This is a genomic window from Guptibacillus hwajinpoensis (genome assembly GCF_020171785.1).
Taxonomy (GTDB): domain Bacteria; phylum Bacillota; class Bacilli; order Bacillales; family Guptibacillaceae; genus Guptibacillus; species Guptibacillus sedimenti.
Genome location: NZ_JAIVAE010000009.1, coordinates 84,504 through 108,896 on the forward strand (window position 1 = coordinate 84,504; position 24,393 = coordinate 108,896).

At 39.3% G+C, this 24,393-nt stretch carries 25 protein-coding genes; 24 read left to right on the top strand and 1 reads right to left on the bottom strand.

Annotation, left to right across the window (positions count from 1 at the left end; all coding sequences use genetic code 11):
- Positions 1–30: 30 nt before the first annotated feature.
- The 9 genes from LCL91_RS14210 (at position 31) to LCL91_RS14250 (ending at position 7,747) form a co-directional block, all read left to right on the top strand.
- On the top strand, positions 31–678 hold the full coding sequence (locus LCL91_RS14210) for a FadR/GntR family transcriptional regulator (RefSeq protein ID WP_224883349.1): 648 nt from the start codon (positions 31–33) through the stop codon (positions 676–678).
- A 31-nt stretch (positions 679–709) separates the two neighbouring features.
- Positions 710–1,567 (top strand): acetyl-CoA carboxylase, carboxyltransferase subunit beta, encoded by an 858-nt coding sequence (gene accD, locus LCL91_RS14215; RefSeq protein WP_165997077.1) that lies wholly within the window; start codon positions 710–712, stop codon positions 1,565–1,567.
- Positions 1,567–2,544, top strand: a complete 978-nt coding sequence (gene accA, locus LCL91_RS14220) for an acetyl-CoA carboxylase carboxyl transferase subunit alpha (RefSeq protein ID WP_224883351.1) — start codon at positions 1,567–1,569, stop codon at positions 2,542–2,544. The genes accD and accA overlap by 1 nt, the downstream gene beginning before the upstream one ends.
- A gap of 115 nt (positions 2,545–2,659) precedes the next feature.
- The gene (gene pfkA / locus LCL91_RS14225; protein ID WP_098444511.1) at positions 2,660–3,619 is read left to right on the top strand and encodes a 6-phosphofructokinase; all 960 of its coding nucleotides are present in this window, start codon (positions 2,660–2,662) and stop codon (positions 3,617–3,619) included.
- A 118-nt stretch (positions 3,620–3,737) separates the two neighbouring features.
- On the top strand, positions 3,738–5,492 hold the full coding sequence (pyk, locus tag LCL91_RS14230) for a pyruvate kinase (RefSeq protein WP_098444510.1): 1,755 nt from the start codon (positions 3,738–3,740) through the stop codon (positions 5,490–5,492).
- A 179-nt stretch (positions 5,493–5,671) separates the two neighbouring features.
- Entirely contained in the window at positions 5,672–6,064 is a 393-nt protein-coding gene (locus LCL91_RS14235; protein WP_098444509.1) for an FxsA family protein, read from the top strand.
- 261 nt (positions 6,065–6,325) lie between these two features.
- The gene (locus LCL91_RS14240) at positions 6,326–6,760 is read left to right on the top strand and encodes a MarR family winged helix-turn-helix transcriptional regulator (RefSeq protein WP_224883354.1); all 435 of its coding nucleotides are present in this window, start codon (positions 6,326–6,328) and stop codon (positions 6,758–6,760) included.
- 27 nt (positions 6,761–6,787) lie between these two features.
- Positions 6,788–7,423, top strand: coding sequence for a nitroreductase family protein (locus tag LCL91_RS14245; protein ID WP_224883356.1), 636 nt, complete (start codon positions 6,788–6,790; stop codon positions 7,421–7,423).
- Positions 7,424–7,450: 27 nt separating this feature from the next.
- A complete protein-coding gene (locus LCL91_RS14250; protein WP_159783689.1) occupies positions 7,451–7,747 on the top strand; it encodes a putative quinol monooxygenase in 297 nt (98 codons plus the stop codon).
- A 133-nt stretch (positions 7,748–7,880) separates the two neighbouring features.
- Here LCL91_RS14250 and ytvI read toward each other — a convergent pair whose 3' ends face one another.
- A complete protein-coding gene (gene ytvI, locus LCL91_RS14255) occupies positions 7,881–8,999 on the bottom strand; it encodes a sporulation integral membrane protein YtvI (RefSeq protein ID WP_224883358.1) in 1,119 nt (372 codons plus the stop codon).
- A 140-nt stretch (positions 9,000–9,139) separates the two neighbouring features.
- Here ytvI and LCL91_RS14260 point away from each other — a divergent pair, with 140 nt between their 5' ends.
- From LCL91_RS14260 to nrdR, 15 genes are all read left to right on the top strand, one after another.
- Positions 9,140–9,607, top strand: a complete 468-nt coding sequence (locus tag LCL91_RS14260) for a DUF441 domain-containing protein (protein WP_255640046.1) — start codon at positions 9,140–9,142, stop codon at positions 9,605–9,607.
- A 252-nt stretch (positions 9,608–9,859) separates the two neighbouring features.
- Positions 9,860–10,975: a citrate synthase gene (citZ, locus tag LCL91_RS14265; protein WP_224883360.1), complete on the top strand. Its 1,116-nt coding sequence runs from the start codon at positions 9,860–9,862 to the stop codon at positions 10,973–10,975.
- Between the two features lie 62 nt (positions 10,976–11,037).
- Positions 11,038–12,309 (top strand): NADP-dependent isocitrate dehydrogenase, encoded by a 1,272-nt coding sequence (gene icd, locus LCL91_RS14270; RefSeq protein WP_224883362.1) that lies wholly within the window; start codon positions 11,038–11,040, stop codon positions 12,307–12,309.
- 44 nt (positions 12,310–12,353) lie between these two features.
- Positions 12,354–13,292, top strand: a complete 939-nt coding sequence (gene mdh / locus LCL91_RS14275) for a malate dehydrogenase (RefSeq protein ID WP_098444503.1) — start codon at positions 12,354–12,356, stop codon at positions 13,290–13,292.
- A gap of 74 nt (positions 13,293–13,366) precedes the next feature.
- Complete coding sequence (locus tag LCL91_RS14280; protein WP_224883364.1) at positions 13,367–13,846, top strand: MaoC family dehydratase; 480 nt, start codon at positions 13,367–13,369, stop codon at positions 13,844–13,846.
- 193 nt (positions 13,847–14,039) lie between these two features.
- Complete coding sequence (locus LCL91_RS14285) at positions 14,040–14,759, top strand: response regulator transcription factor (protein WP_160918593.1); 720 nt, start codon at positions 14,040–14,042, stop codon at positions 14,757–14,759.
- The gene (gene pnpS, locus LCL91_RS14290; RefSeq protein WP_224883366.1) at positions 14,756–16,174 is read left to right on the top strand and encodes a two-component system histidine kinase PnpS; all 1,419 of its coding nucleotides are present in this window, start codon (positions 14,756–14,758) and stop codon (positions 16,172–16,174) included. Before LCL91_RS14285 ends, pnpS begins: the two co-directional genes overlap by 4 nt.
- Before the next feature lie 275 nt (positions 16,175–16,449).
- A complete protein-coding gene (gene polA / locus LCL91_RS14295) occupies positions 16,450–19,077 on the top strand; it encodes a DNA polymerase I (RefSeq protein WP_224883368.1) in 2,628 nt (875 codons plus the stop codon).
- A gap of 20 nt (positions 19,078–19,097) precedes the next feature.
- Entirely contained in the window at positions 19,098–19,928 is an 831-nt protein-coding gene (gene mutM, locus LCL91_RS14300; RefSeq protein WP_224883370.1) for a DNA-formamidopyrimidine glycosylase, read from the top strand.
- A gap of 65 nt (positions 19,929–19,993) precedes the next feature.
- The gene (gene ytaF / locus LCL91_RS14305) at positions 19,994–20,626 is read left to right on the top strand and encodes a sporulation membrane protein YtaF (RefSeq protein WP_098444497.1); all 633 of its coding nucleotides are present in this window, start codon (positions 19,994–19,996) and stop codon (positions 20,624–20,626) included.
- 16 nt (positions 20,627–20,642) lie between these two features.
- On the top strand, positions 20,643–21,236 hold the full coding sequence (gene coaE, locus LCL91_RS14310; protein WP_224883372.1) for a dephospho-CoA kinase: 594 nt from the start codon (positions 20,643–20,645) through the stop codon (positions 21,234–21,236).
- Positions 21,237–21,409: 173 nt separating this feature from the next.
- Positions 21,410–22,438 carry a glyceraldehyde-3-phosphate dehydrogenase gene (locus LCL91_RS14315; RefSeq protein ID WP_224883374.1) on the top strand — a complete coding sequence of 343 codons (1,029 nt, stop codon included), beginning with the start codon at positions 21,410–21,412 and terminating at the stop codon, positions 22,436–22,438.
- Positions 22,439–22,798: 360 nt separating this feature from the next.
- Positions 22,799–23,188: an adenosylmethionine decarboxylase gene (speD, locus tag LCL91_RS14320; protein ID WP_098444494.1), complete on the top strand. Its 390-nt coding sequence runs from the start codon at positions 22,799–22,801 to the stop codon at positions 23,186–23,188.
- Between the two features lie 151 nt (positions 23,189–23,339).
- The gene (locus LCL91_RS14325; RefSeq protein WP_224883376.1) at positions 23,340–23,729 is read left to right on the top strand and encodes a cytosolic protein; all 390 of its coding nucleotides are present in this window, start codon (positions 23,340–23,342) and stop codon (positions 23,727–23,729) included.
- Positions 23,730–23,803: 74 nt separating this feature from the next.
- Positions 23,804–24,262, top strand: coding sequence for a transcriptional regulator NrdR (nrdR, locus tag LCL91_RS14330; protein WP_098444492.1), 459 nt, complete (start codon positions 23,804–23,806; stop codon positions 24,260–24,262).
- The last annotated feature ends 131 nt before the right edge of the window (positions 24,263–24,393 follow it).

The following is a 24,393-nucleotide window of genomic DNA, read 5'->3' on the forward strand; positions in this document are numbered from 1 at the left end:
CTTAGAGCTAAGAAAGGGTGTTGACTTCCAATGACAACCCAGGGGAAAGTCTATCAGAATATTCTTCAGAAGATAAAGGCGATTATCTATAATGATGGTTTACAAACCGGTGATAAGCTCCCTTCGGAAAGGGAGCTTTCTGATCGCTTAAATGCCGGAAGATCTTCTATAAGGGAAGCGTTAAGATCAATGGAAATGCTAGGTCTTATTGAAACGCGACGCGGTGAAGGGACTTTTATCGCCAATGCTAGAGATCATCGGCTTGTAGAAGTGATTGCATCTTTCATTTTAAAAGATACCAAGTCGAAAGAAGATTTGCTTGAAACGAGGAAATTAATCGAAAAAGATATACTAAGAGTGGCTTGTGAACGGATTTCAGATGAATATATTGATCGATTAAGAACTATGATGGAACATAAGGACAACTCTTCAGATCGAGACATTTTTTCGACTGAGTTTGATACTGCCTTCTTCCGTGTCATTGTTTCATCCACACATAATCACTTGCTTATGCGCTTATGGTCAGAGCTTGCGGATTATCACCAGACAATATGGCATCAATTGACATTTCGTCCAACTCATTATTATGAGGCAATGATTCAAGCGCTCGCTTCTCGAAATCAAGAAGCAGCAATTAATCTTTTGGATAAGTATGAAATGAAAAAAACGGAAGAATAGCCATTAGGATAAGTGAAAGGAATGGTCAACATTGTTAAAGGATTTGTTCAACAAGAAAAAAAAGTATGCGACAGTTCCTTCAGATAAAATAAAACAAGATGTCCCTGAAGGCATTATGACAAAGTGCCCAGGGTGCAAAAGTATTATTTATACGAAAGAACTTGAAAAATCCCATAAGGTTTGCGTGAAATGTGGCTATCATCACCAGATGTCTGCTCCTGAACGCTTAAAAAATACACTTGATCAAGGTTCATTTAGAGAACTGGACGCAGAGATGATTTCTGAGAATCCTCTCTCTTTCCCTGGTTATGTTGAACGCTTGGAAAAGGATCAAAAGAAATCTTCATTGAACGAAGCGGTGGTAACAGGTGAAGGAACGATTGATGGTTACCGAACAGCTATTGCTGTGATGGATGCACGTTTTCGAATGGGTAGCATGGGGTCTGTGGTAGGAGAAAAAATCACAAGAGCGATTGAACATGCACATAAAGAAAAAATTCCTTTCATCATTTTTACAGCCTCCGGGGGAGCTAGAATGCAGGAGGGTGTACTTAGTTTAATGCAAATGGCGAAATCCAGCGTAGCTCTTAAACGCTTTAGCAACGATGGTGGATTGTTCATATCTATTATGACGCATCCAACAACTGGCGGAGTTTCTGCGAGTTTTGCTTCTGTAGGTGACTTTAATTTCGCTGAACCTAAGGCTTTAATTGGATTTGCTGGGCGAAGAATTATTGAGCAAACGATTCGTGAAGATCTTCCAGAGGATTTTCAAACAGCTGAGTTTTTGTTACATCATGGTCAATTGGACCGTGTTATTCATAGAGCTGATATGAAGAAAACACTTAGCCAAGTTTTAATGATTCATGGAAATAGAGGTGAGAAATAATGGGGCAAAGGCTTGATTTTGAACGACCGCTTCAAGAGTTAGAAGATAAAATCAAAGAGCTTCATTCTTTTATGGAAGAGAAGAAAGTGGACCTTACTGATGAAGTTTCACGACTTGAAAAACGACTTTCTAAAATGGAAAGTGAAATTTACGAGAATTTAACCGCGTGGAACCGTGTTCAATTAGCAAGACACCCTGAGCGACCAACGACATCAGATTACATCGATCGTATTTTTGATGATTTTCTTGAATTGCATGGTGACCGTCTGTTTGGAGACGATGAAGCCATTGTAGGGGGGATCGCTACGTTTGAAGGCAATCCTGTAACAGTTATTGGTCATCAGCGCGGTAAAGACACAAAAGAAAATCTTAGAAGAAACTTTGGGATGCCACATCCGGAAGGGTATCGGAAAGCGCTTCGATTGATGAAGCAAGCTGAAAAATTTCAGCGTCCGGTTATTTTCTTACTAGACACGAAAGGGGCATTTCCTGGTAAAGCTGCAGAAGAACGGGGCCAGAGTGAAGCGATTGCTAGGAACCTGATTGAGATGGCTGGATTAACAGTTCCAATTATCTGCATTGTTATTGGGGAAGGCGCGAGTGGGGGAGCACTTGCCATTGGTGTAGGTAACCATGTGCACATGCTCGAAAATTCGTGGTATTCCGTTATTTCCCCTGAAGGTGCTGCGGCTCTTTTGTGGAAAGATTCAAGTTTGGCACAACAAGCGGCAGATACAATGAAGATTACAGCACCAGATTTGAAAGAGTTAAATGTCATTGATGAGATTATCCCTGAAGTAAAAGGTGGAGCGCATCGTAATGTGGAAGAACAGTCAAAAGCTATTCAGAGCGCACTAACTAAATCTCTCAAAGAATTGACACAACTTACCAAAGAAGAGTTGGTGGATCATCGCTATGAAAAATACAGAAATATTGGACAATATACGTTTGTAACCGATACCATTGGCTTGAAATAAGGAAAGTGCTTTCTCGCAAAAGAGAAAGCACTTTTTTGCGATGTACCTTTGCTATTGTATTAAGGGGCTGTATTTGATATTTTAATAACACAAAGAACTAATGAGGTGAACAGTTATGAAACGTATTGGTGTACTTACCAGCGGAGGAGACTCACCAGGAATGAACGCAGCTATTCGTGCTGTTGTTCGAAAAGCAATTTACCATGATATTGAAGTTTACGGGATCTACCACGGGTATACCGGGTTAATGAATGGAAATATAGAGAAAATGGAAATCGGCTCTGTAGCAGATATCATTCATCGTGGAGGAACGATGCTTTATTCTGCACGTTGTCCAGAGTTCAAGACACTTGAAGGACAGCTTAAAGGTGTTGAAAACTTAAAGAAGTTTGGTATTGAAGGACTAGTCGTTATTGGTGGAGACGGTTCTTACCGAGGTGCTCAGAAATTGACTGGTCATGGTTTCCCAACGATTGGAATTCCGGGAACAATCGATAATGATATCCCTGGAACGGATTTCACAATCGGCTTTGACACGGCATTGAATACTGTTATTCAAGCAATTGACAAAATCCGTGACACGGCGACTTCTCATGAGCGTACATATGTGATTGAAGTAATGGGACGCGACGCTGGGGATATCGCTTTATGGTCAGGACTTGCTGATGGAGCTGAATCAATTCTTATCCCTGAGGAGAAGTTCGAGATGTCGGACATTCTAAGTCGTCTCAAGCGTGGACATGATCGAGGGAAGCGCCACAGCATTATCGTGGTTGCGGAAGGTGTTGGAAGCGGCGTAGAAATTGGAAAGCAAATTCAAGAAGAAATGAACATGGAAACGCGTGTAACGGTTCTTGGCCATGTTCAGCGTGGTGGTTCACCAACAGCAGCTGACCGTGTTCTAGCAAGTCGTCTTGGAGCACGTGCAGTCGAACTTCTTCTTGAGGGAGCAGAAGGAAGAACTGTTGGCATTCAAAACAACCAAATTGTTGATTTGGATATTAACGAAGCTCTTGCACTTCCACACGAAGTGAACCAGAAAATGTGTCAGCTTGCAAAAGAGCTATCCATTTAGCAATATGCGGGGCACCCCTTCATAGGTAAGGGGTGTATCGTAATGCCTGAAAAAATACATAACATTTCTGTTATGAAGAAAACTAATTGAAGCATAGCTTTTAGGAGGAGACAGACCCATGCGCAAAACTAAGATTGTCTGTACGATAGGACCAGCAAGTGAAAATGAACAAACATTAGAGAAATTGATTAATGCAGGAATGAACGTTGCTCGTTTGAATTTCTCACACGGTGATTTCGAAGAACACGGTAACCGTATTAAATCAATACGTTCAGTGGCTGAGAAGCTAGGTAAAAACGTAGCGATTCTTTTAGATACGAAAGGCCCAGAAATCCGTACGAATAATATGGAAAATGGCGGTATCGATCTTGAAGCAGGTCAACAGCTTATCGTATCTATGGAAGAAGTTCTAGGTACAACAGAAAAGATTTCTGTTACGTATCCCGAACTTGTTAACGATGTTCACGTAGGATCTAAAATTCTACTTGACGATGGATTAATTGAACTCGAAGTAAAACAAATCGAAAAGAATGAACTTTATACTGAGGTTCTAAATAATGGAACGTTGAAAAATAAAAAAGGTGTTAACGTACCGAACGTAAGTGTTAACCTTCCTGGTATTACGGATAAGGATGCTGCAGATATCGAATTCGGTATTGAGCAAGGTGTAGACTTTATTGCTGCGTCATTCGTTCGTCGTGTATCCGATGTTCTTGACATTCGTAAACTTCTTGAGAAGCATAAAGCAACTGATATTCAAATCATCCCTAAAATTGAGAACCGTGAAGGTGTCGATAATATCGATTCTATTCTTGAGATCTCTGACGGCTTAATGGTTGCACGTGGTGATCTTGGTGTTGAAATTCCAGCTGAAGAAGTGCCTCTAGTACAAAAACAGCTTATTAAGAAATGTAATGCACTTGGTAAACCAGTAATTACAGCAACACAAATGCTTGATTCTATGCAGCGTAATCCACGCCCAACACGTGCGGAAGCAAGTGATGTTGCCAATGCAATCCTAGATGGCACAGATGCGATCATGCTTTCAGGTGAAACAGCAGCTGGATCATATCCAATCGAAGCTGTACAAACGATGCATAACATTGCATCATACACTGAAAAATCACTAAACTACCGTGATCTTCTTTCTGTAAGAAGTAAAGAAACCGAAACAAATACTACAAATGCGATCAGTGAATCTGTTGCACACACAGCTTATAACTTAAATGTGCCTGCTATCATTACAGCTACAGAAAGCGGTCATACAGCTCGTATGATTTCTAAATATCGTCCGAAGGCACCAATTGTTGCTGTAACGAATACTGCTAGCGTATGCCGCAAGCTTGCTCTTGTATGGGGCGTTCACGCACAAGAAGGACATAAAGTCTCGACTACGGATGAAATGCTAGAAGTGGCTGTAGACGCTTCAATCCAATCTGGTATTGTTAATCACGGAGATACTGTTGTTATTACAGCGGGTGTACCGGTTGGAGAATCTGGTACAACAAACTTGATGAAAGTTCACGTGATCGGTGATATTCTTGCAAAAGCACAGGGTATTGGCAAAACATCTACTTCAGGACGCATTGCGATTGCAAAAACTGCTGAAGAAGCGATTCAAAAAGCAGATGCTAACACAATCCTTGTGACGATTGCTTCTGATAAAGATATGGTTCCTGCATTAGAAAAAGCAGCTGGACTTATTACAGAAGAAGGCGGTCTTACGTGCCATGCTGCTGTTGTCGGCTTAAGTCTTGGGCTGCCGGTAGTCGTTGGTCTTGAGAATGCTACTGAGCTATTTGAAGAGGGTCAACAAGTAACATTAGATGCAACAACAGGAATTATTTACAACGGGAAAGCAAGTATCCTATAAGTATGTTGTAAGCTTTAAAGGCTGTCGAGTAAATCGACAGCCTTTTTCCATACTCCAAAACCTCTAGTGGGTATTCTTTATAATGAACGAATGAGGCAATTGAGTTCGAAAAAAATTGAAAAACACGTATAATAGGGATAACGGGACACTTTCCCGATTATAATTGAGGGAGCTATGTCATGTTTCGTATTTTGTTGCTTTTTATTATCATCGTACCGGCTCTAGAAATCGCTTTGTTACTTCTGTCAGGAAGAACACTGGGGCTTATTCCAACAGTATTATTGATTATAGGTACCGGAATCCTCGGGGCCTGGCTTGCCCGTAAAGAAGGAGCAGAGACGATCCAGAAGGTGAACAGACAAATGCAGACTGGTCAAATGCCCGGTGAAGCTATTCTAGATGGTTTGTGTATACTTGTAGGTGGTGTCGTTCTACTCACACCGGGATTTATTACAGATGCAGTCGGCTTTTTGCTTCTTATACCGGCAACTAGAAAACCATTTAAGAGATGGATTAAGAAATTCCTTGAACGTCGAATGAATAATGGACAGTTTATGTTTATTAGAAGGTAAGAAAATTGTGCTCTATGCCTTATATAATCATCATAGAAAACATGTCTTTAAGGAGCTTGAGTCTACATTCAAGCTCCTGTTTTAGTGCGAGTAGTGAGCGGTTAGTTGATATAAAAACCATTCGTGTGCTAATTTAATTGAGTAGTCAATGATTGATCTATCAATAGTTAGTGTTTTCGAGTTGACATTCAGGAATACAGCTAGTATATTAGTTGATGAGTCAATGATTGACCCATCAATTGATTGAAGGGAGAGGATGCGTTGAAAGCTTCTTGCACAGATGAAGGTAAAATATTATACCAGTTAAATAATATATACAAACAAATGAGCCCGAAATTCGAAAGATGTACCGGCATCAGTCAGTCTCGCTTAGAGATCCTGCATAAATTGTTTGAGGTTGAGGAGATTAGCCAAACAGCTTTGCAGAAAGAAGTGAATATTGATAGTGCTGCTGTCACAAGACATTTAAAGCAGCTTGAGGTAAAAGAAATGGTTACTCGACGCAAGAGTCCGGATGATAACCGCTTTACCTTTGTAAGGTTAACAGAAGAAGGTAGAGAGAAAATTGCTTCTTTTCGAATAGAGAAAGAAGAGTTCATTCGGAAAGTGTTAAAAGACTTTAGTGAGAAGGAACAAACCGAATTATCGGACATGCTAAGCCGTATTCAAAACAACATTGAAGAAATTCAATACTAACAAGAAATGACATAAGGAGATTTTACGATGAATGCTACCAAAATAAATGATTTTAATGAAATTATTACAGGACGACGCTCAATTCGCCATTACGATCCATCAGTCAAAATTACGAAAGAAGAGATGACGGAAATATTAACGGAAGCTACGTTGGCGCCATCTTCAGTTAATCTTCAACCATGGCGTTTTGTCGTTATCGATAGCGAAGAGGGAAAAACAACTTTAGGCCCACTTGCTAAATTTAATCAATCACAAGTTGAAACGTCTGCAGCTGTTATTGCGGTATTTGTAGATATGAACAGCCTCGACTATGCTGATGAAATTTATGACACTGCTGTACAAAAAGGGTATATGCCTGCAGAAGTAAGAGATCAACAACTTCCAGCGATAAAAGGGTTGTTAGAAGGTATGTCAACTGAGCAATTTAGAGAAATGAATATCATTGACGGTGGATTAGTGTCCATGCAATTGATGTTAGCGGCTCGAGCACACGGATATGATACAAATCCAATTGGTGGATATGAGAAAGATCAGATCGCTGAAGCATACGGTATGGATAAAGAGCGTTACTATCCAGTGATGCTGATTTCAATTGGTAAAGCAGCAAACGAAGGATACAAATCTGTTCGCTTACCTGTTGAATCAATTACAGAGTGGAAATAAAAAAACATTGAAAAGAGGATGTAACAAATGATTATTATTCATGCAGGATTACAAATTAACCCGGCTAAGGAAGAAGCGTTTCTTAACGAAGTAGCTACTCTTATTGAAGAAGCTAGAAAAGAAGAAGGAAATCTTTCATATACGTTGACGAAAGAAATTGAAAAAGAGAGCACTTATAAAATGATTGAAGCTTATGAAGACATGGCTGCAGTTGAAAAGCACAATCAAAGTGCTCATTTCCAAGCATTTGTTGGAAAAGCGCCAGAATATTTGGTGGCCCCATTAGACGTTAAAGTGTATGACGCTACTGAAGTACAAAAATAATGGTTGAGCTGAAAGGTTCAAGGATGTAACAAATTAAACCATAGGAGCAACGTACAAATGAACAGTTGCTCCTATGGTTTTTTTTATGCTTTTTGCCTTCAATACGCTTTGTTGATTTATAACCTTGTTTGCGCTATTTACAGGATGTCCCTTTTATATAACCCCAAATATCTTTAAAAACATTCGCTTGATAAAGTGTTTTAAGAACAACGAGAAGAACTGGCCCGATAATCAGACCGATGAATCCAAATAGTTGAAAGCCTACGAATAACGCAATTAATGTTGCGAGGGGATCAAGACCTATATTAGAAGATAGGACTTTTGGCTCCATAACCTGGCGTTGGATGACGACGACTCCGTAAAGAATAGAAAGTCCAATTGTTAGAGCATAATTGCCGGTTAAAAAAGAATAGATCATCCACGGTACAAAAATTGCTCCAGTCCCAAGGTAAGGTAAGAGATCTACTAGGCCAATAATAATCGCAATTGTGATCGCATAATCAACTCTCAAAATAAATAGACCGATAAGGACGATAACAGCCGTCATGGAGATCAGCGTAAGCTGCGCCTTAAGAAAGCCAAACAAAGCCCGTCTTAAATCAACATAGACCGTACCAATACTTCTTTGGATATCACTACGCACTTTCTTTTTAAGCCAATTAATGAATTTATACCAGTCTTTACTGATAAAAAAAGTAGCCAACATCGAGAAGACAAGCACAGTTAAAATAGTTGGTAAACTAACGATAATCGAACGTATTCCTTCAACGAGAGATTGAAGAATATCTGTTACAGCAGTAGTAACAGTTGTTCCGATTGATTGAATATTGTCAAGAACAGTTGTTTGCTGATCTTTATTTAAATCTTTAAACAAGTCCTCTAATTGATTGTAAAGCGGCATAACATGTGACACGAAGAGTTCTTCTACGAAACGAACGATTTCTTGAAAGTTTCCTGGTAATACGCTAGCGATATAAACGATGCCCTGGACAAGCTCATTTACGAGCAGGGCAATAAAAGCTGCTAGCACCCCAATTAGAAATAAAATGGAGAGAGCTACAGCAAAGGGTCTTGGAATTTTTCCTCTTCTTTCTAGTAAGTCGACCATTGGATTGATTAAAAAAGCAAGAAGTAGAGCAATTACAAAAGGGTAAGCGAGATGCCAAATATAATAAAAGGCAATTAAGGAAAGAATAATAAGAAAGATTACAAGGAAAAACCGTAAAACTCTATGTATATATTTCCAATTCATTTCAACCCTCCTAGGATCCCTTTCCTATATTTTACACTGCTTGCTTTAAAACAAGCAATTGTAGTAAACCAGTTTCGTGCTTATTTTCCAAAAGTTTGTTATGCTAAAAGAGTTCTTGCTAATGTGAAAGAGGGAGCGTTATGTCAATTTTTTCTCAACCTACTATTTTTCTACTTATTTTACTTGCAATCGCGCTTATTGCGAAAAATAGCTCGCTCATTATTGCCGTAGCGGTCTTGGTGATTGTGAAAACGGTGGGACTTGGTGATAAAGTCTTTCCGATCTTTCAATCAAAAGGAATCTCCTGGGGAGTAACAATCATTACGATTGCAGTGCTGGTACCAATTGCAAATGGAGAAATAGGTTTTAAGCAACTTGGTGAAGCAGTTAAATCTTCTTATGCATGGATTGCAATGGGAGCTGGTATCTTTGTTGCGATTATCGCTTCAAAAGGGATTATTTTACTGCAAAATGATCCGCATATTACGACAGCGCTTGTATTTGGTACAATTCTTGCTGTAGCTGTTTTTCAAGGAATTGCCGTTGGTCCATTGATTGGAGCGGGCATTGCTTATATGGCGATGAAGGTTGTTGAATTTTTCACCTGAACGTCTGCTCAGAGGGGCATAACGTTTTCGTGATTCGCTTCTTTATTATCATTTTTCAAACATTTGAGAAAAAAAGGAATCGACGAAATTATGCATATTCATTCACAAATATCGGAGAATTGTTTATAATGAGAACTGACGCACCATCTTGTACATAGGTTCTTATTTTTTTGGAGCGTTTTAAAAGCGTTATCAAAGCAGAATTTTTAGAAAATATTAGAGCCAATAATATGGAAAAGGAGAGGGAGACGTATGACGACTACTCGCGGATTAGAAGGCGTAGTTGCAACAACATCATCGATTAGTTCTATTGTAAATGATGTCTTAACATACAGAGGGTATAATATCGATGACCTCGCTGAAAATGCTAGTTTTGAAGAAGTAATCTATCTATTATGGAACGATAAACTTCCTAATAAGAATGAACTTGAGGAATTTACAGCAGAATTTGCTAGTAACGCTTCGATTCCTGAAGAGATTGTGAATCAAATGAAATCGTATCCAATTGATAAGGTGCATCCGATGGCGGCTCTTCGTACCGCAGTTTCTACACTTGCACTGTATGATGAGGAAGCAGACGATATGAGCGAAGAGGCGAATTACCGTAAAGCGATCCGTCTTCAAGCAAAAATCCCAACTGTTGTAACCGCTTTTTCACGTATTCGTGAAGGGAAAGCTCCAGTAGAGCCTAAGAAAGATCTTAGCTTTGCTGCAAACTTCTTATATACGTTAACAGGAGAACTTCCAGAAGAAGTTGCTGTTACAGCGATCAATAAAGCGCTAGTGCTCCATGCCGATCATGAGCTAAATGCATCAACATTTACTGCCCGCGTATGTGTTGCAACACTTTCAGATATGTATTCAGGCGTAACAGCTGCAATTGGGGCACTGAAAGGACCACTTCATGGTGGAGCAAACGAACGCGTTATGGCTATGTTAAGTGAAATCGATCGCGTTGATAACGTAGAACCATATTTGCAAAATGCGTTTGAAAACAAAGAAAAGATCATGGGCTTTGGACATCGCGTATACAAAACTGGTGATCCTCGTGCAAAGCATTTGCGTGAAATGTCTCGCAAGCTAACAGAACTTACTGGAGAAACAAAGTGGTACGAGATGTCGACGAAAATGGAAGAAATCGTGACAAGTGAAAAGGGTCTCCCACCTAATGTCGATTTTTATTCGGCTTCTGTTTACCATAGTCTTGGGATTGATCACGATTTGTTCACACCGCTATTTGCGGTCAGTCGTGTATCCGGTTGGATTGCTCATATTCTTGAGCAGTATAGCAATAACCGTTTAATCCGCCCGCGTGCTGAATACGTAGGCGCCACAAATCAAACGTATGTAAAAGTAGAAAATAGATAATAAAAAAGGGAAGGTTTCTTCCCTTTTATTCAATGCTTATCATTCACTAGGAGGAATATAAAATGGCTAATGGAGAGAAAATTACCGTAAATAATGGTGTACTAAACGTTCCAGATCATGCAATTATTCCATACATTGAAGGGGACGGAACGGGACCTGATATTTGGGCGGCGGCTTCGAAAGTATTAGAAGGCGCAGTTGATAAAGCTTATGGTGGTAAGAAAAAAATCGTATGGAAAGAAGTATATGCAGGTCAGAAAGCATTTGATAAAACAGGTGAATGGCTCCCTGCAGATACGCTTGATGCGATTCGTGAATACATAATTGCAATCAAAGGACCACTCACTACACCAGTTGGGGGAGGCATTCGTTCGCTGAATGTTGCCCTACGACAAGAGCTAGATTTATTTACTTGTCTTCGTCCAGTTCGTTATTTTAAAGGCGTTCCTTCGCCTGTAAAGCGTCCTGAGGATACCGATATGGTTATTTTTCGCGAAAATACAGAAGATATTTATGCAGGAATCGAATTCCAAAAGGGTACTGATGAAGTCAAGAAAATCATTTCATTCCTTCAAGATGAAATGGGTGCAAAAAATATCCGCTTCCCTGAAACATCTGGTATTGGTATTAAGCCTGTTTCAGAAGAAGGTACTAAGCGCTTGGTTCGTGCAGCTATTCAGTACGCAATTGATGAGGGGCGCAGAAATGTAACGCTCGTTCATAAAGGGAATATTATGAAATTTACTGAAGGAGCTTTCAAAAACTGGGGTTACGAAGTAGCAGAGCAAGAGTTTGGAGACAAAGTTTTCACTTGGTCTGAATACGATCGCATCGTTGAAGAAAAAGGAAAAGATGCTGCGAACGAAGCGCAGTCCAAGGCAGAAAGCGAAGGCAAGCTAATTGTTAAAGATGCCATTGCAGATATCTTCTTGCAACAAATTCTAACTCGTCCAGCTGAGTTTGACGTAGTTGCTACAATGAACTTGAACGGTGACTATGTTTCTGATGCTCTAGCAGCTCAGGTTGGTGGAATTGGAATTGCTCCTGGAGCAAACATTAACTACGAAACTGGACACGCTATTTTTGAAGCAACACATGGAACGGCGCCGAAATACGCTGGTCTTGATAAAGTAAACCCTTCCTCCGTTATTCTTTCAGGAGTCCTTATGCTTGAGCATATCGGATGGAATGAAGCTGCGAAGCTTGTACTTGATTCTATGGAAAAAACAATTGCGAATAAAGTTGTTACTTATGACTTCGCACGTCTTATGGAGGGTGCAACAGAAGTGAAAACATCTGAATTTGGTGATGAACTCATCAATAATATGGACTAAAATAAAATCACTATTTTTCCTTGTATGAAAGGAGTGGCATTTAAATGACAGTGAAACGTAAAAAAGTTTCCGTAATTGGTGCAGGTTTTACTGGGGCAACAACAGCTTTTCTTTTAGCCCAAAAAGAACTTGCTGACGTTGTACTTGTTGATATCCCAAATCAGGAGGGCCCAACAAAAGGGAAAGCACTTGATATGTTTGAAGCAAGCCCCGTTCAGGGTTTTGATTCTAAAATAACCGGTACATCAAATTATGAAGATACAGCAGGTTCAGATATTGTTGTGATTACGGCTGGTATTGCAAGAAAACCAGGAATGAGCCGGGACGATCTTGTGAATACAAATGCGAAAATTATGAAAAGTGTGACTCAGGATATTGTAAAATATTCTCCTGAAACGACCATTGTTGTGTTAACAAATCCTGTTGATGCCATGACTTATACGGTGTTTAAGGAGTCTGGGCTTCCTAAAAATCGCGTCATTGGCCAGTCGGGAATTCTCGATTCTGCCCGATTCCGTTCATTTATTGCTGAAGAGTTGAACCTTTCCGTTAAAGATATTACAGGGTTCGTCCTCGGTGGGCATGGTGATGATATGGTTCCACTTGTTCGCTATTCGTTTGCTGGTGGTATTCCACTTCAGAGCCTTATTTCTGAAGAACGCCTTGCTGAAATTGTAGAACGAACGCGCAAAGGTGGCGGCGAAATTGTAAGTCTTCTAGGAAATGGTAGTGCATACTATGCTCCTGCTGCATCACTTGTTGAGATGGTAGAGGCGATCCTTAAAGATCAGCGTCGTGTTCTTCCAACAATCGCCTATCTCGAAGGCGAGTATGGTTATGACGGGCTTTACCTCGGTGTACCGACAATTCTTGGCGGTGGCGGTATTGAAGAAATCATTGAACTTGATTTAACAAATGAAGAGAAGAAAGAGCTAGATAAATCAGCTGATTCCGTTCGTAAAGTAATGACGGTATTAGGGTAACAACGTAGATCCGGTGTGAGAACCGGATCTCTTTTTAAAACAAGAAGAAAACGCTTTCAAAAGGAGGATTAGCGATGTTACTAGGAAAAAAACGTAAACTTGGACGAATGATCGATGAAATGTCAGTAGGTGAAAAGCTTGAGGTGACAGAAAAAATAGAGGATCGGGACCTTCTTTTATATCTCGGGCTGTCAAATGACAATAATCCTCTTTTCATTCAGCATGATTATGCTTCGATGACACCTTTCAAAAAACCGATTGTCCCGCAAATTATGCTTCTTGCTATCGTAACAGGTGCTATATCTAAGTATTTGCCTGGGCCTGGAAGTAGTATTAAAAAGCAGGAAGTCATTTTCGAGAATCCCGTCCATCATTATGAGACACTTCATTTTCAGTTTGAAGTTATGAATGTCTTTACAAAAGAACATGAAGTTGAAATAAACGTTAAGGGCATGAATGAATCAGGAGAAGCTATCTTAGACGGTTTGTTTACTGTCTGCCCCCCATATCCTGCAAAACCATTAACAAAGTCAACATCCTTCGAGAATTTTTAGAGCCTGAATAAGGCTCTTTTTTTTTCACATTTTACATTTGTTTTTGATAAAAGCGCTTCATACTGCTAAAAAAGTCAAGTTTTTCTTTTGCCTTTATGAAAATAATAGTATGATGAGGGTATTCAGGCTAAAATAAAAGAAAAGCCTGGCATCGGCATTGATGAATGGGGAAATTCGTTAGGGGGATTTTACGATGGCTCAAAAGATACTAGTTGTAGACGACGAAATGTCGATTTTAACATTGCTTCAATTTAATCTGGAACAAGCTGGTTATGATGTTGTGACAGCTGAAGATGGTGCAGAAGCATTGAAAGTAGTTGAGGCTGAGAAGCCAAATTGCATTATTCTTGATCTTATGCTACCTGAAATGGATGGGTTAGAGGTGTGTAAAGAATTGAGACAACGCCACATTCATACGCCTGTTTTAATGCTGACTGCCAAAGATGATGAATTTGATAAAGTACTTGGTCTCGAACTGGGTGCTGATGATTATATGACAAAGCCGTTTAGTCCTAGAGAAGTCGTTGCGCGTGTTAAGGCGATTCTTAGGCGGGTAAAACAGCTTGAAGAATCGAAAGTAGCTAACCAGATGGAAGAATCAGAGAAAATCCAGGTGGGTGAATTAGAGGTTTATCCAAATAATTACGAATCATTTTTCCAGGGGGAAATAATGGAGGTTACTCCTAAAGAATTTGAATTATTAGTGTATCTTGTACGTCATAAAGGTCGTGTTCTTACGAGAGAACAGCTTTTGAGTGCCGTTTGGAATTATGATTTTGTTGGTGATACCCGGATTGTAGATGTCCATGTTAGTCATTTAAGAGAAAAAATTGAACAAAATACGCGTAAACCTGAATACATTAAAACAATTAGAGGCCTTGGCTATAAGTTAGAGGAGCCTTCTGTTAAATGAAGCGGTTCCGCTCACGTTTTCTGAATGCTCAATTCGTTATTCTTTTTCTTGTCTTTTCAATCTTAGTTGTTTTCATAGGTAATTTATTTGAAGGCATTCTATTCGATAATGCTAGTGAAGAGGCTTTGTCAAATATGTGGCTAACCTTAATTCTTTCATTTACAGGGGCTTTTTTCATTAATGTTTACCTTAGTCTTCGCATCTCAAATCAGTTAACAAAACCTTTAGAGGGTGCCTTGAATGTTGCCAATGAGCTTGCTTCTGGGAATTTTAAAGCACGAACTTATGAATATAAGCTGGATGAGACGGGGCAACTTAGTCATGCCTTAAACATTCTCGCACGCAATTTACAAAACATGACAAATTCTTATGAAATTCAGCAAAACCGGTTGATGACATTAATTGAAAATATGGATAGTGGCCTAATTTTGATTGATACAAAAGGTCATATTAACCTTGTTAATCGTTTTTATAAAGAAACGTTTCATATCAAAACCGAAGAATACTTAGATTTGCTCTATTATGAAGCACTTCCGTATAGGGAAATCATTCGATTAGTGGAAGAGACGCTACTTGTTGAGCAAACTGTTCGGAAGCAAGTTGAGTTGCAGGTTGGAATTGAAATGCGTCACTTTGACGTCTCAGGTGCGCCGATCCTTAACCATGATGAAAAGCTAAAAGGTGTTGTTCTTGTTTTCCACGATATTACAGAGTTGAAAAAGCTCGAACAAATGCGAAAGGATTTTGTAGCAAATGTATCTCATGAGTTAAAGACGCCTGTCACTTCGTTGAAAGGCTTTGCAGAGACATTACTTGATGGAGCTATGGAAAATAAAGCTTTTCGCACTCGTTTTCTTACAATAATTTTAAATGAAAGTGATCGTCTTCAGAGCCTCATTCAGGATCTTCTCGACCTATCAAAGATGGAACAAAAGCATTTTGCGTTAAATTGGCAAGATGTCGATTTAAGAGAAGTGATTGATGATTGTCTCTTAATGACAAAAAGTAAAGCAGATAAGAAAGGCATTGAAGTTGAAATTACCTATAATGGGGATCTTCAAATTAAAGGAGATGCAAACCGTTTAAAACAGGTGTTTCTTAATTTAATTGCCAATAGTATTACGTATACTCCTGAAGAAGGGAGCGTTACGATTTTCGTTAACGAGGAAAAAGATGCTGTTCAGTTTACGATATCGGATAATGGTATTGGAATACGACAAGAAGAGCTTCCCCGAATCTTTGAACGCTTTTACAGAGTAGATCGTGCAAGAAGTAGAAATTCTGGTGGGACTGGTCTTGGACTTGCTATAGTGAAACACCTCGTCGAAGCTCATCAGGGTCACATCGCAGTTAACAGTCAACCTGGTGAAGGGACAACTTTTGTTATCACGTTAAATAAAGAGAGGCAATATTAATCTTTACGATTTCTTTACAGTCTGTTTATATGTTCTTTAAATTATTTCTGTAAAGTAACAATTGACCCCTTCATCATGACGAGAGCACATTTTAGAGACGAGATTTTCTCGTCTCTCTTTTTTTGTCTTTCAATATCATTAGCAAAACCGGATGTATCAGTTGGACGCTTGTTTTTCATTCTTTTTACCATCGTGGTAAAATATATGGAGCAGGCGTCTTTTGGGATGTACAGTGATCGATAAAATGCATAATGAATGAAATGGAGGACTTCCTATTGAAGAACAAGTTAGTTTTAATTGATGGAAACAGCATTGCCTACCGTGCGTTTTTTGCATTGCCGTTGTTAAATAATGATAAAGGTGTCTATACAAATGCCGTACTAGGATTTACAACGATGTTGCTGAAAATTATAGAAAATGAGTCGCCAACACATATGCTCGTTGCGTTTGATGCCGGTAAAACAACGTTTCGCCATAAAACGTATACAGAGTATAAAGGCGGGCGACAGAAAACCCCTTCAGAATTAAGCGAACAGTTCCCTGTTATACGTGAAGTGCTGGACGCATTTCAAATTAAGCGATATGAAATTAAGAATTATGAAGCAGATGATATCATCGGAACCGTATCGGATCTTGCGAGTAAAGAAGATTGGGAAGTGAAAATCTATTCGGGAGACAAGGATCTTCTCCAACTTGTTTCAGATAACGTTCATGTAGCCTTAACGAAAAAAGGAATAACTGACATCGATACATATGACCCGGCCTTTCTTCGTGAAAAATACGGCCTTAGCCCCGATCAAATTATTGATATGAAGGCGCTTATGGGTGATAACTCTGACAATATTCCAGGTGTTCCTGGTGTTGGGGAGAAAACGGCTCTTAAATTATTAAAACAATTTGGCACAGTGGATGCCGTTTTTGAATCGCTTGACGATGTTTCTGGTAAAAAGCTAAAAGAAAAATTGGAAGAAAATCAAGAGCAGGCGATGATGAGCAAAGAGCTTGTAACAATTTTTAAAGAAACGCCACTTGAACTAGGGATAACTGATTTAGGCTACAGCGGTTATGATCATGAAGCAGTCGCTACACTGTTTAGTGAACTTGGATTTAAGTCTCTACTTAATCGAATCGGGGGGACAGAAGTAGAAGACGAGAAAATCGACGATTTAGATTTTGAGACGATCAACGAGATAGAAGCTAAGCATCTCGTTAGTCCTTCTGCGATGATTGTCGAAGTGATGGAAGAAAATTACCACAATGCAGAGATTCAAGGAATCTCACTTGTAAATGAAAACGGAAATTATTTCATTCCAACAGATTTAGCGTTACAGTCTCAATTGTTCCGCGACTTTTTGGAAGATGGCACTCAGAAAAAATGGGTATTTGATGCGAAAAGAGCCGTTGTAGCTTTAGGTTGGAAGGACATTTCATTAGAAGGGATTACGTTTGATTTAGTAATTGCTTCTTATCTCTTAAACCCATCTGAATCGACGCATGATCTATCTGCTATTTCGAGACGAGAGGGCTTTTCTATTGTTTCTTCTGATGAGAGCATCTATGGAAAAGGCGCGAAACGTAAACTTCCTGAAGTAGAAGAGTTTTCGGATCACCTTGTTCGAAAAGCCTATGCCGTCTATCAGTTAAAAGAGAAGCTTGAAGAACAGTTGAAGCACAATGAGCAGTATGAACTGTTCCATGACCTAGAAATGCCTCTGACGCTTGTGCTAGGTGAAATGGAAACAAAAGGTGTTTCTGTGGATACTAACTTCCTAGAAAAAATGGGCGAAGAGTTAAATGAAAAATTGAGTAAGATCGAAGCAAAGGTTTTTGAACTCGCGGGAACTGAATTTAATATTAACTCGCCTAAACAGCTTGGTGAAGTCCTGTTTGAAAAGTTGGAGCTTCCGGTTATTAAGAAAACAAAAACGGGATACTCCACCTCTGCAGACGTGTTAGAAAAGCTTGAAAGTAAGCACGAGATCATTCCTGAAATTCTTCTTTATCGTCAGCTAGGGAAATTAAATTCGACTTACGTTGAAGGTTTGTTAAAAGTAATCTATTCAGATACAGGTAAAATACACACAAGGTTTAATCAAGCACTTACTCAAACCGGTAGACTTAGTTCAACGGATCCAAATTTGCAGAATATCCCTATTCGTCTTGAAGAAGGCCGCAAAATCAGAAAAGCATTTATTCCATCTCAAAAAGACTGGGTGATGTTTGCAGCAGATTATTCTCAAATTGAGCTACGCGTTCTTGCACATATCGCGCAAGATAAGAATTTGATTGAGGCTTTCCAGCACGATGAAGACATTCATACAAAAACAGCGATGAACGTTTTTAATGTAGACAAAGAAGATGTTACGTCGAATATGCGCAGACATGCAAAGGCTGTTAACTTTGGAATTGTGTATGGCATTAGTGATTATGGCTTGTCACAAAGTATCGACGTTTCGAGAAAAGAAGCGGGTGAATTTATTGACCGCTATTTAGAAAGCTTTCCAGGCGTAAAAAACTATATGGAAGACGTTGTCACAAAAGCGAAAGAAGACGGATATGTCTCAACGATGTTACAGAGAAGAAGGTATCTACCCGAAATTAATTCACGGAATTTCAATCAGCGCGGTTTCGCTGAAAGAACAGCGATGAACACACCAATACAGGGAACGGCTGCGGATATTATTAAGCTCGCCATGGTTCAAATGGAGACACGCTTAAAAGAAGAAAAGTTAGAAACACGTATGTTGCTTCAAGTACATGATGAATTGATTTTTGAGGCACCACAAGATGAGATTGAAACGTTAAAACGTATCGTACCTGAAGTAATGGAATCTGCAATCAAACTGGACGTCCCACTGAAAGTTGATTATGAGTATGGCTCCACCTGGTATGATGCGAAGTAGGCATCAAAGGAGAGGGAAATATGCCTGAATTACCAGAAGTAGAAACGGTTAAACGAACTTTAGAAGGTTTGGTTGTAGGGAAGAAGGTCACAAATGTTGTTGTAAAGTGGCCAAAAATCATTAAAAAACCAGATGATGTTGAAGCCTTCAAAATGAAAGTGATTGGTCAGACTTTCACAGGTGTTGAAAGAAGAGGAAAGTTTTTAAAACTGATACTTGAAGACGATGTAATCGTCTCTCACCTTCGTATGGAAGGAAAATATAAATTATCTGCTATCGATGAAGAATTTGATCATCATACCCATGTGTTTTTTACGTTCGAAGATGGAACGGAGCTTCGTTATCATGATGTGCGGAAGTTTGGTACAATGCATCTTTTCCCTATTGGATTAGAAGAAAATGAGTTGCCACTCGTGCAGCTGGGACATGAACCGTTTTCAGAACAATTTACCTCTGAAGTATTACAAACAGGGTTTCAGAAAACGTCTCGAAAAGTTAAAACAGTGTTGTTAGATCAAACCCTCGTTGTTGGACTGGGGAATATTTATGTCGATGAAGCGCTGTTTAAAGCTAGAATACACCCTGAGCGAATCGCGTCGACGCTTACAAACAGAGAAATTGAAACACTTAGAGAACAGATCGTTCATACGTTATCTGATGCTGTGAATAAAGGTGGTAGTACAATCCGTTCCTATGTTAATAGTCAGGGAAAAGTAGGCACTTATCAGGATAATCTCTTTGTCTATGGACGCGTCGGCCAGGGATGTAAAAACTGTCAAAGTGAGCTAGAGAAAATTGTTGTAGGGGGAAGAGGAACAACATTTTGCCCAACCTGTCAAGTAAATGAGTGATTCGTAGCGTTGGATGGGCTCCTTTCATATACTATTTAAGATTTTAGTATGGAAGGAGCTCGCCTATGTACTGGGTTTCTCTTTTTTTCTTAGCATTTGCCGTAAGTGTAGATGGATTTGGAGTTGGCTTAACGTATGGCCTCAGAAGGATGAAAATTCCTTTTAAGTCGATTCTTATTATTTCGATTTGTTCGGCGATCTCCATGTTAATCGCAATGGGGTTTGGCTCACTTTTACAGTTATGGATTTCAGATATAGTAGCTCAGCGAATTGGTGGCGGCATTCTTATTGCGCTAGGTGGATGGGTATTATATCAAATGATTCGTAACAACAAAGAGGTTGAAAAAACGGTTTCTGAGCGAATTCTTCTTCATTATGAAATACGCTCACTTGGGGTGGTTATCAGCATTTTGAGAAAACCGACAACGGCAGACTTTGATGATTCTGGTACAATTACAGGTATTGAAGCAATTATGCTCGGTGCTGCATTGTCTCTTGATGCGTTTGGAGCAGGCATAGGTGCGTCAATGGTTGGTTTTCCTCCTATTGAAACGTCACTATTGATTGCTTGTATGAGTTCGCTGTTTTTGCTCTTAGGATTAAAGTTCGGAAACCTTACTTCAAACATTAAATGGATGGATAAACTATCACTTTTACCGGGATGCCTACTCATTATCTTAGGATTCCTTAGAATGTAGTGAAAGGAGGAGAACGATGGATATTGGACTTACCGGTGGAATCGCTAGTGGAAAAAGTACTGTAGCAGAGATGATTCGCCGCTATGACCTACCAATCATTGATGCAGACGTCATGGCAAGAAAAGTAGTTGAACCTGGTGAGCCAGCACTTCAAGACATCTTTCGATTATTTGGAGATGACATGAAAGCAGAAGATGGCGGGCTTGATCGGAAGAAGTTAGGAGCTGTCATTTTTAAAGATGAGGAAAAGCGTAAAGTATTAAATCGTATTCTTCATCCTGCAATTCGGAAAGGAATGCTTGATCAAGCAGCAGCTCTAAAAGAACAGGGAAGCGCGCATATTGTTTTCGATATTCCGCTTTTATTCGAAAGTCAGCTAACTCATATGGTTGATCAAACCCTTCTCGTTTATGTCGATGCAAAAACTCAGCTATCGAGATTAGTTGAAAGGGATGGGAGTTCGGAAGAAGAGGCTTTCGATCGTATCCAATCGCAAATGCCTATTGAAGAAAAGAAAGAACTGGCTGATGATGTGATTGATAACACGGGAACACGTGAAGAAACGGAAGAACAACTTACCAACATTCTAAAAAAATGGGGAATAATATAAACAAAAACACGTCTGAAAACGACGTGTTTTTTGTTTTTTAATCGTCATGCGCTTAGAGAAAGACGTTCTACAAAAATAGTGTAAATTAATCTTTTCATTTGCATATTATATGTTATACTAATTTTGTGATAGGGGAAATAAGTATAACACATATGTGGCGGGAGGAACGCTGAATGAAATCAAGAGTAGCAATTAATGGCTTTGGAAGAATTGGGCGAATGGTATTTAGAAAGGCAATAATGGAAGATAGTTTGGAAGTTGTAGCAATTAATGCTAGCTATCCGCCAGAAACGCTCAGCCATTTAATTAAATATGATAGCATTCACGGTACATTTGATGGAGAGGTTACACCAATTGAGAATGGGATAAAGATTAACAATAAAAAAGTGGTTGTTTTAAATAATCGTGATCCAAAAACTCTTCCATGGAAAGAGATGGGAATCGACATTGTGATTGAAGCTACCGGCAAGTTTCGTACGAAGGAAGAAGCTGGTTATCATATTGATGCAGGAGCAACGAAAGTAATCATTACAGCACCTGGTAAGAATGAAGATCTTACAATTGTGATGGGCATTAATGAAAGCGAATACAATGATCAGAAACATCATGTTTTATCAAATGCATCTTGTACAACCAATTGTCTGGCTCCTGTTGTTCAAGTGCTTGATAAGTCCTTTGGAATTGTTTCGGGTATGATGACAACAGTTCATGCATATACGAATGATCAGAAAAACATCGATAATCCGCATAAAGATTTAAGAAGAGCACGTGCCTGTGGCCAATCAATTATCCCAACGTCGACAGGTGCAGCTAAAGCGATTTCAAAAGTATTGCCTCATTTAGAAGGGAAACTTAACGGAATGTCGCTTCGCGTACCGACACCAAATGTGTCATTAGTCGACCTTGTGGTTGATCTTAAGAAAGAAGTGACCATTGATGAAGTTAATGATGCTTTAAAAGCTGCTTCTGAAGGGCCCCTAAGAGGTATTCTTGCTTACTCTGATGAACCATTAGTCTCAATTGACTACAATGGTAATGCTCATTCTTCTATAGTAGATGGTCTATCGACAATGGTCGTTGAAAATAAAAAAGTAAAGGTACTTGCTTGGTATGACAATGAGTGGGGATATTCTTGTCGAGTCGTTGACATGGCGAAGTATGTTGGGGAAAGAATTCCCGAAAGGTTGAAAGTAAGCGTATAGGTGAAAAGGAAAGAAGTGGGAGAACGTCTCCCGCTTCTTTTTTGATTTGGATCACTCATGACAACTTTTGAAATAAAGGATAAGTCTCGACAGTTTTGGACATGTTTTAATTATCGCGGAATAAGTAGCAAGTACACTGTATTTTTGAGGTTGAGGATACAAAAGCAAAATAAGCATTTAATTTATTCTTGCAAAAAAAAAATAAAAGCCTTATACTATTTTTCGTGAACTTCTTTTATAGCAATTTGGCATTGAAAACTACTTAAAGGGTTAGGACCTCATCGGACTAACTTTCCCCCGTGGTGGATTTTCAATACCGCATGCTTTAGGCATGAGTAAAAATAAAGGGGGAATTTTGCTATGGATACAATGGGACGTCACGTCATTGCTGAACTATGGGGCTGTGACACTGAAAAATTAAACAACATGAAATTTATTGAAGAAACGTTTGTTGAAGCTGCTCTTAAGTCTGGTGCTGAGGTTCGAGAAGTAGCATTTCATAAATTTGCACCTCAGGGTGTAAGTGGTGTTGTGATTATTTCTGAATCACATTTAACAATTCACAGTTTCCCGGAACATGGTTACGCAAGTATTGATGTGTATACTTGTGGTGATCTTGATCCAAACGTAGCTGCAAACTACATTGCGGATGCACTTGGAGCGGATACGCGTGAGAACATCGAACTTCCACGAGGCATGGGACCTGTAAAACCAAAAGTGAGAGAAGAACAGTCTGCGTTTACTTCATAATAATACAGCGATTGAAGGGTGCCTCCTCTGGCACCCTTTTTTATATTCTTTGTGGGATGATGTCGACATCACATCCATGTAATACCGGTCGATCTCATTGATTTATCAGTTATTTATTGCTATTCTTAAAAAAAATAGAGGAGGACCTGGGGTGGGTATAAAAGATTTTTTCAGCAATCGTTCTGAAACAGGGGAAAGACATCATATTGATGCATTGAAAACGCATTATTTTAAAGCGACAAAAGAACAGGCTTTTACAGAAGCGAAAGCAATTCTTCAAAAACACTACAAAGGCGAAATCGTGACCAATTCACCCGAACGTGGAGAGTTTGTATTTCAAGTAAAGGGACCTAAAAAAGCGTTAATCGTCGTAACCGTCGTAACGGTGCGCGCTTATAAAACAGCGGTAGATTTTTCCGTTTCGACTGAGACTCCTTTACCAGTAGATTTCGGTTTTAGCAAAAAAGTAATTGAAACGATTTATTCAGATTTGAAGAAAAAGCTAACGTTGATTGGAACAGGCATTTCAGAGCAAATATAGTAGGATGTGTGTCGTCGCACATTTTATGCTAAAATAAGAGATAGAAATCTTGTTCGTTTAGTGGAGATGATCTAATGCGCTGTCCCAACTGCAATCATAATGGTACAAGAGTGCTTGACTCCAGACCGGTTCATGAAGGCCGATCGATACGCAGGCGCCGCGAATGTGAATCGTGTACCTATCGATTTACAACGTTTGAAACAGTTGAAGAAATACCGCTTATTGTCGTGAAAAAAGATGGAGCTAGGGAAGAGTTTAGCCGGGAAAAAATTCTCAGAGGTTTAATTAAAGCCTGCGAGAAAAGACCCGTGCCACTTGAAAAACTTGAAACCATCGTAAATGAAATAGAACGGGACCTTCGTAATCAGGGAGCATCCGAGATCAGTAGTGATACTGTCGGTGAGCTTGTGATGGATCAACTGGCAAAAGTTGACGAAGTGGCTTACGTTCGATTTGCTTCCGTTTATCGTCAGTTTAAAGATATCAATGTTTTTATTCGTGAGCTTAAAGAATTAATTAACAGAGCAGAGTAAGGAAAAGGAGCTTAGTGTAAGCTCTTTTTTTGTACGTTAATAAGACAAATGCCATGATGAGTCAAGGCCTTGCTATGTCTCAGGCTATCAGTTAGTTAGAAAAATCTATGAAGGAATATAAAGGTGAAGCA

Bases quoted from the DNA above. Each gene is read 5' to 3' on its own strand.
- LCL91_RS14210 (WP_224883349.1), top strand. From the start codon at position 31: ATGACAACCCAGGGGAAAGTCTATCAGAATATTCTTCAGAAGATAAAG.
- accA (WP_224883351.1), top strand. From the start codon at position 1,567: ATGGGGCAAAGGCTTGATTTTGAACGACCGCTTCAAGAGTTAGAAGAT.
- pfkA (WP_098444511.1), top strand. From the start codon at position 2,660: ATGAAACGTATTGGTGTACTTACCAGCGGAGGAGACTCACCAGGAATG.
- pyk (WP_098444510.1), top strand. From the start codon at position 3,738: ATGCGCAAAACTAAGATTGTCTGTACGATAGGACCAGCAAGTGAAAAT.
- LCL91_RS14235 (WP_098444509.1), top strand. From the start codon at position 5,672: ATGTTTCGTATTTTGTTGCTTTTTATTATCATCGTACCGGCTCTAGAA.
- LCL91_RS14245 (WP_224883356.1), top strand. From the start codon at position 6,788: ATGAATGCTACCAAAATAAATGATTTTAATGAAATTATTACAGGACGA.
- LCL91_RS14250 (WP_159783689.1), top strand. From the start codon at position 7,451: ATGATTATTATTCATGCAGGATTACAAATTAACCCGGCTAAGGAAGAA.
- ytvI (WP_224883358.1), bottom strand. From the start codon at position 8,999: ATGAATTGGAAATATATACATAGAGTTTTACGGTTTTTCCTTGTAATC.
- LCL91_RS14260 (WP_255640046.1), top strand. From the start codon at position 9,140: ATGTCAATTTTTTCTCAACCTACTATTTTTCTACTTATTTTACTTGCA.
- citZ (WP_224883360.1), top strand. From the start codon at position 9,860: ATGACGACTACTCGCGGATTAGAAGGCGTAGTTGCAACAACATCATCG.
- icd (WP_224883362.1), top strand. From the start codon at position 11,038: ATGGCTAATGGAGAGAAAATTACCGTAAATAATGGTGTACTAAACGTT.
- mdh (WP_098444503.1), top strand. From the start codon at position 12,354: ATGACAGTGAAACGTAAAAAAGTTTCCGTAATTGGTGCAGGTTTTACT.
- LCL91_RS14280 (WP_224883364.1), top strand. From the start codon at position 13,367: ATGTTACTAGGAAAAAAACGTAAACTTGGACGAATGATCGATGAAATG.
- LCL91_RS14285 (WP_160918593.1), top strand. From the start codon at position 14,040: ATGGCTCAAAAGATACTAGTTGTAGACGACGAAATGTCGATTTTAACA.
- pnpS (WP_224883366.1), top strand. From the start codon at position 14,756: ATGAAGCGGTTCCGCTCACGTTTTCTGAATGCTCAATTCGTTATTCTT.
- mutM (WP_224883370.1), top strand. From the start codon at position 19,098: ATGCCTGAATTACCAGAAGTAGAAACGGTTAAACGAACTTTAGAAGGT.
- ytaF (WP_098444497.1), top strand. From the start codon at position 19,994: ATGTACTGGGTTTCTCTTTTTTTCTTAGCATTTGCCGTAAGTGTAGAT.
- coaE (WP_224883372.1), top strand. From the start codon at position 20,643: ATGGATATTGGACTTACCGGTGGAATCGCTAGTGGAAAAAGTACTGTA.
- LCL91_RS14315 (WP_224883374.1), top strand. From the start codon at position 21,410: ATGAAATCAAGAGTAGCAATTAATGGCTTTGGAAGAATTGGGCGAATG.
- speD (WP_098444494.1), top strand. From the start codon at position 22,799: ATGGATACAATGGGACGTCACGTCATTGCTGAACTATGGGGCTGTGAC.
- nrdR (WP_098444492.1), top strand. From the start codon at position 23,804: ATGCGCTGTCCCAACTGCAATCATAATGGTACAAGAGTGCTTGACTCC.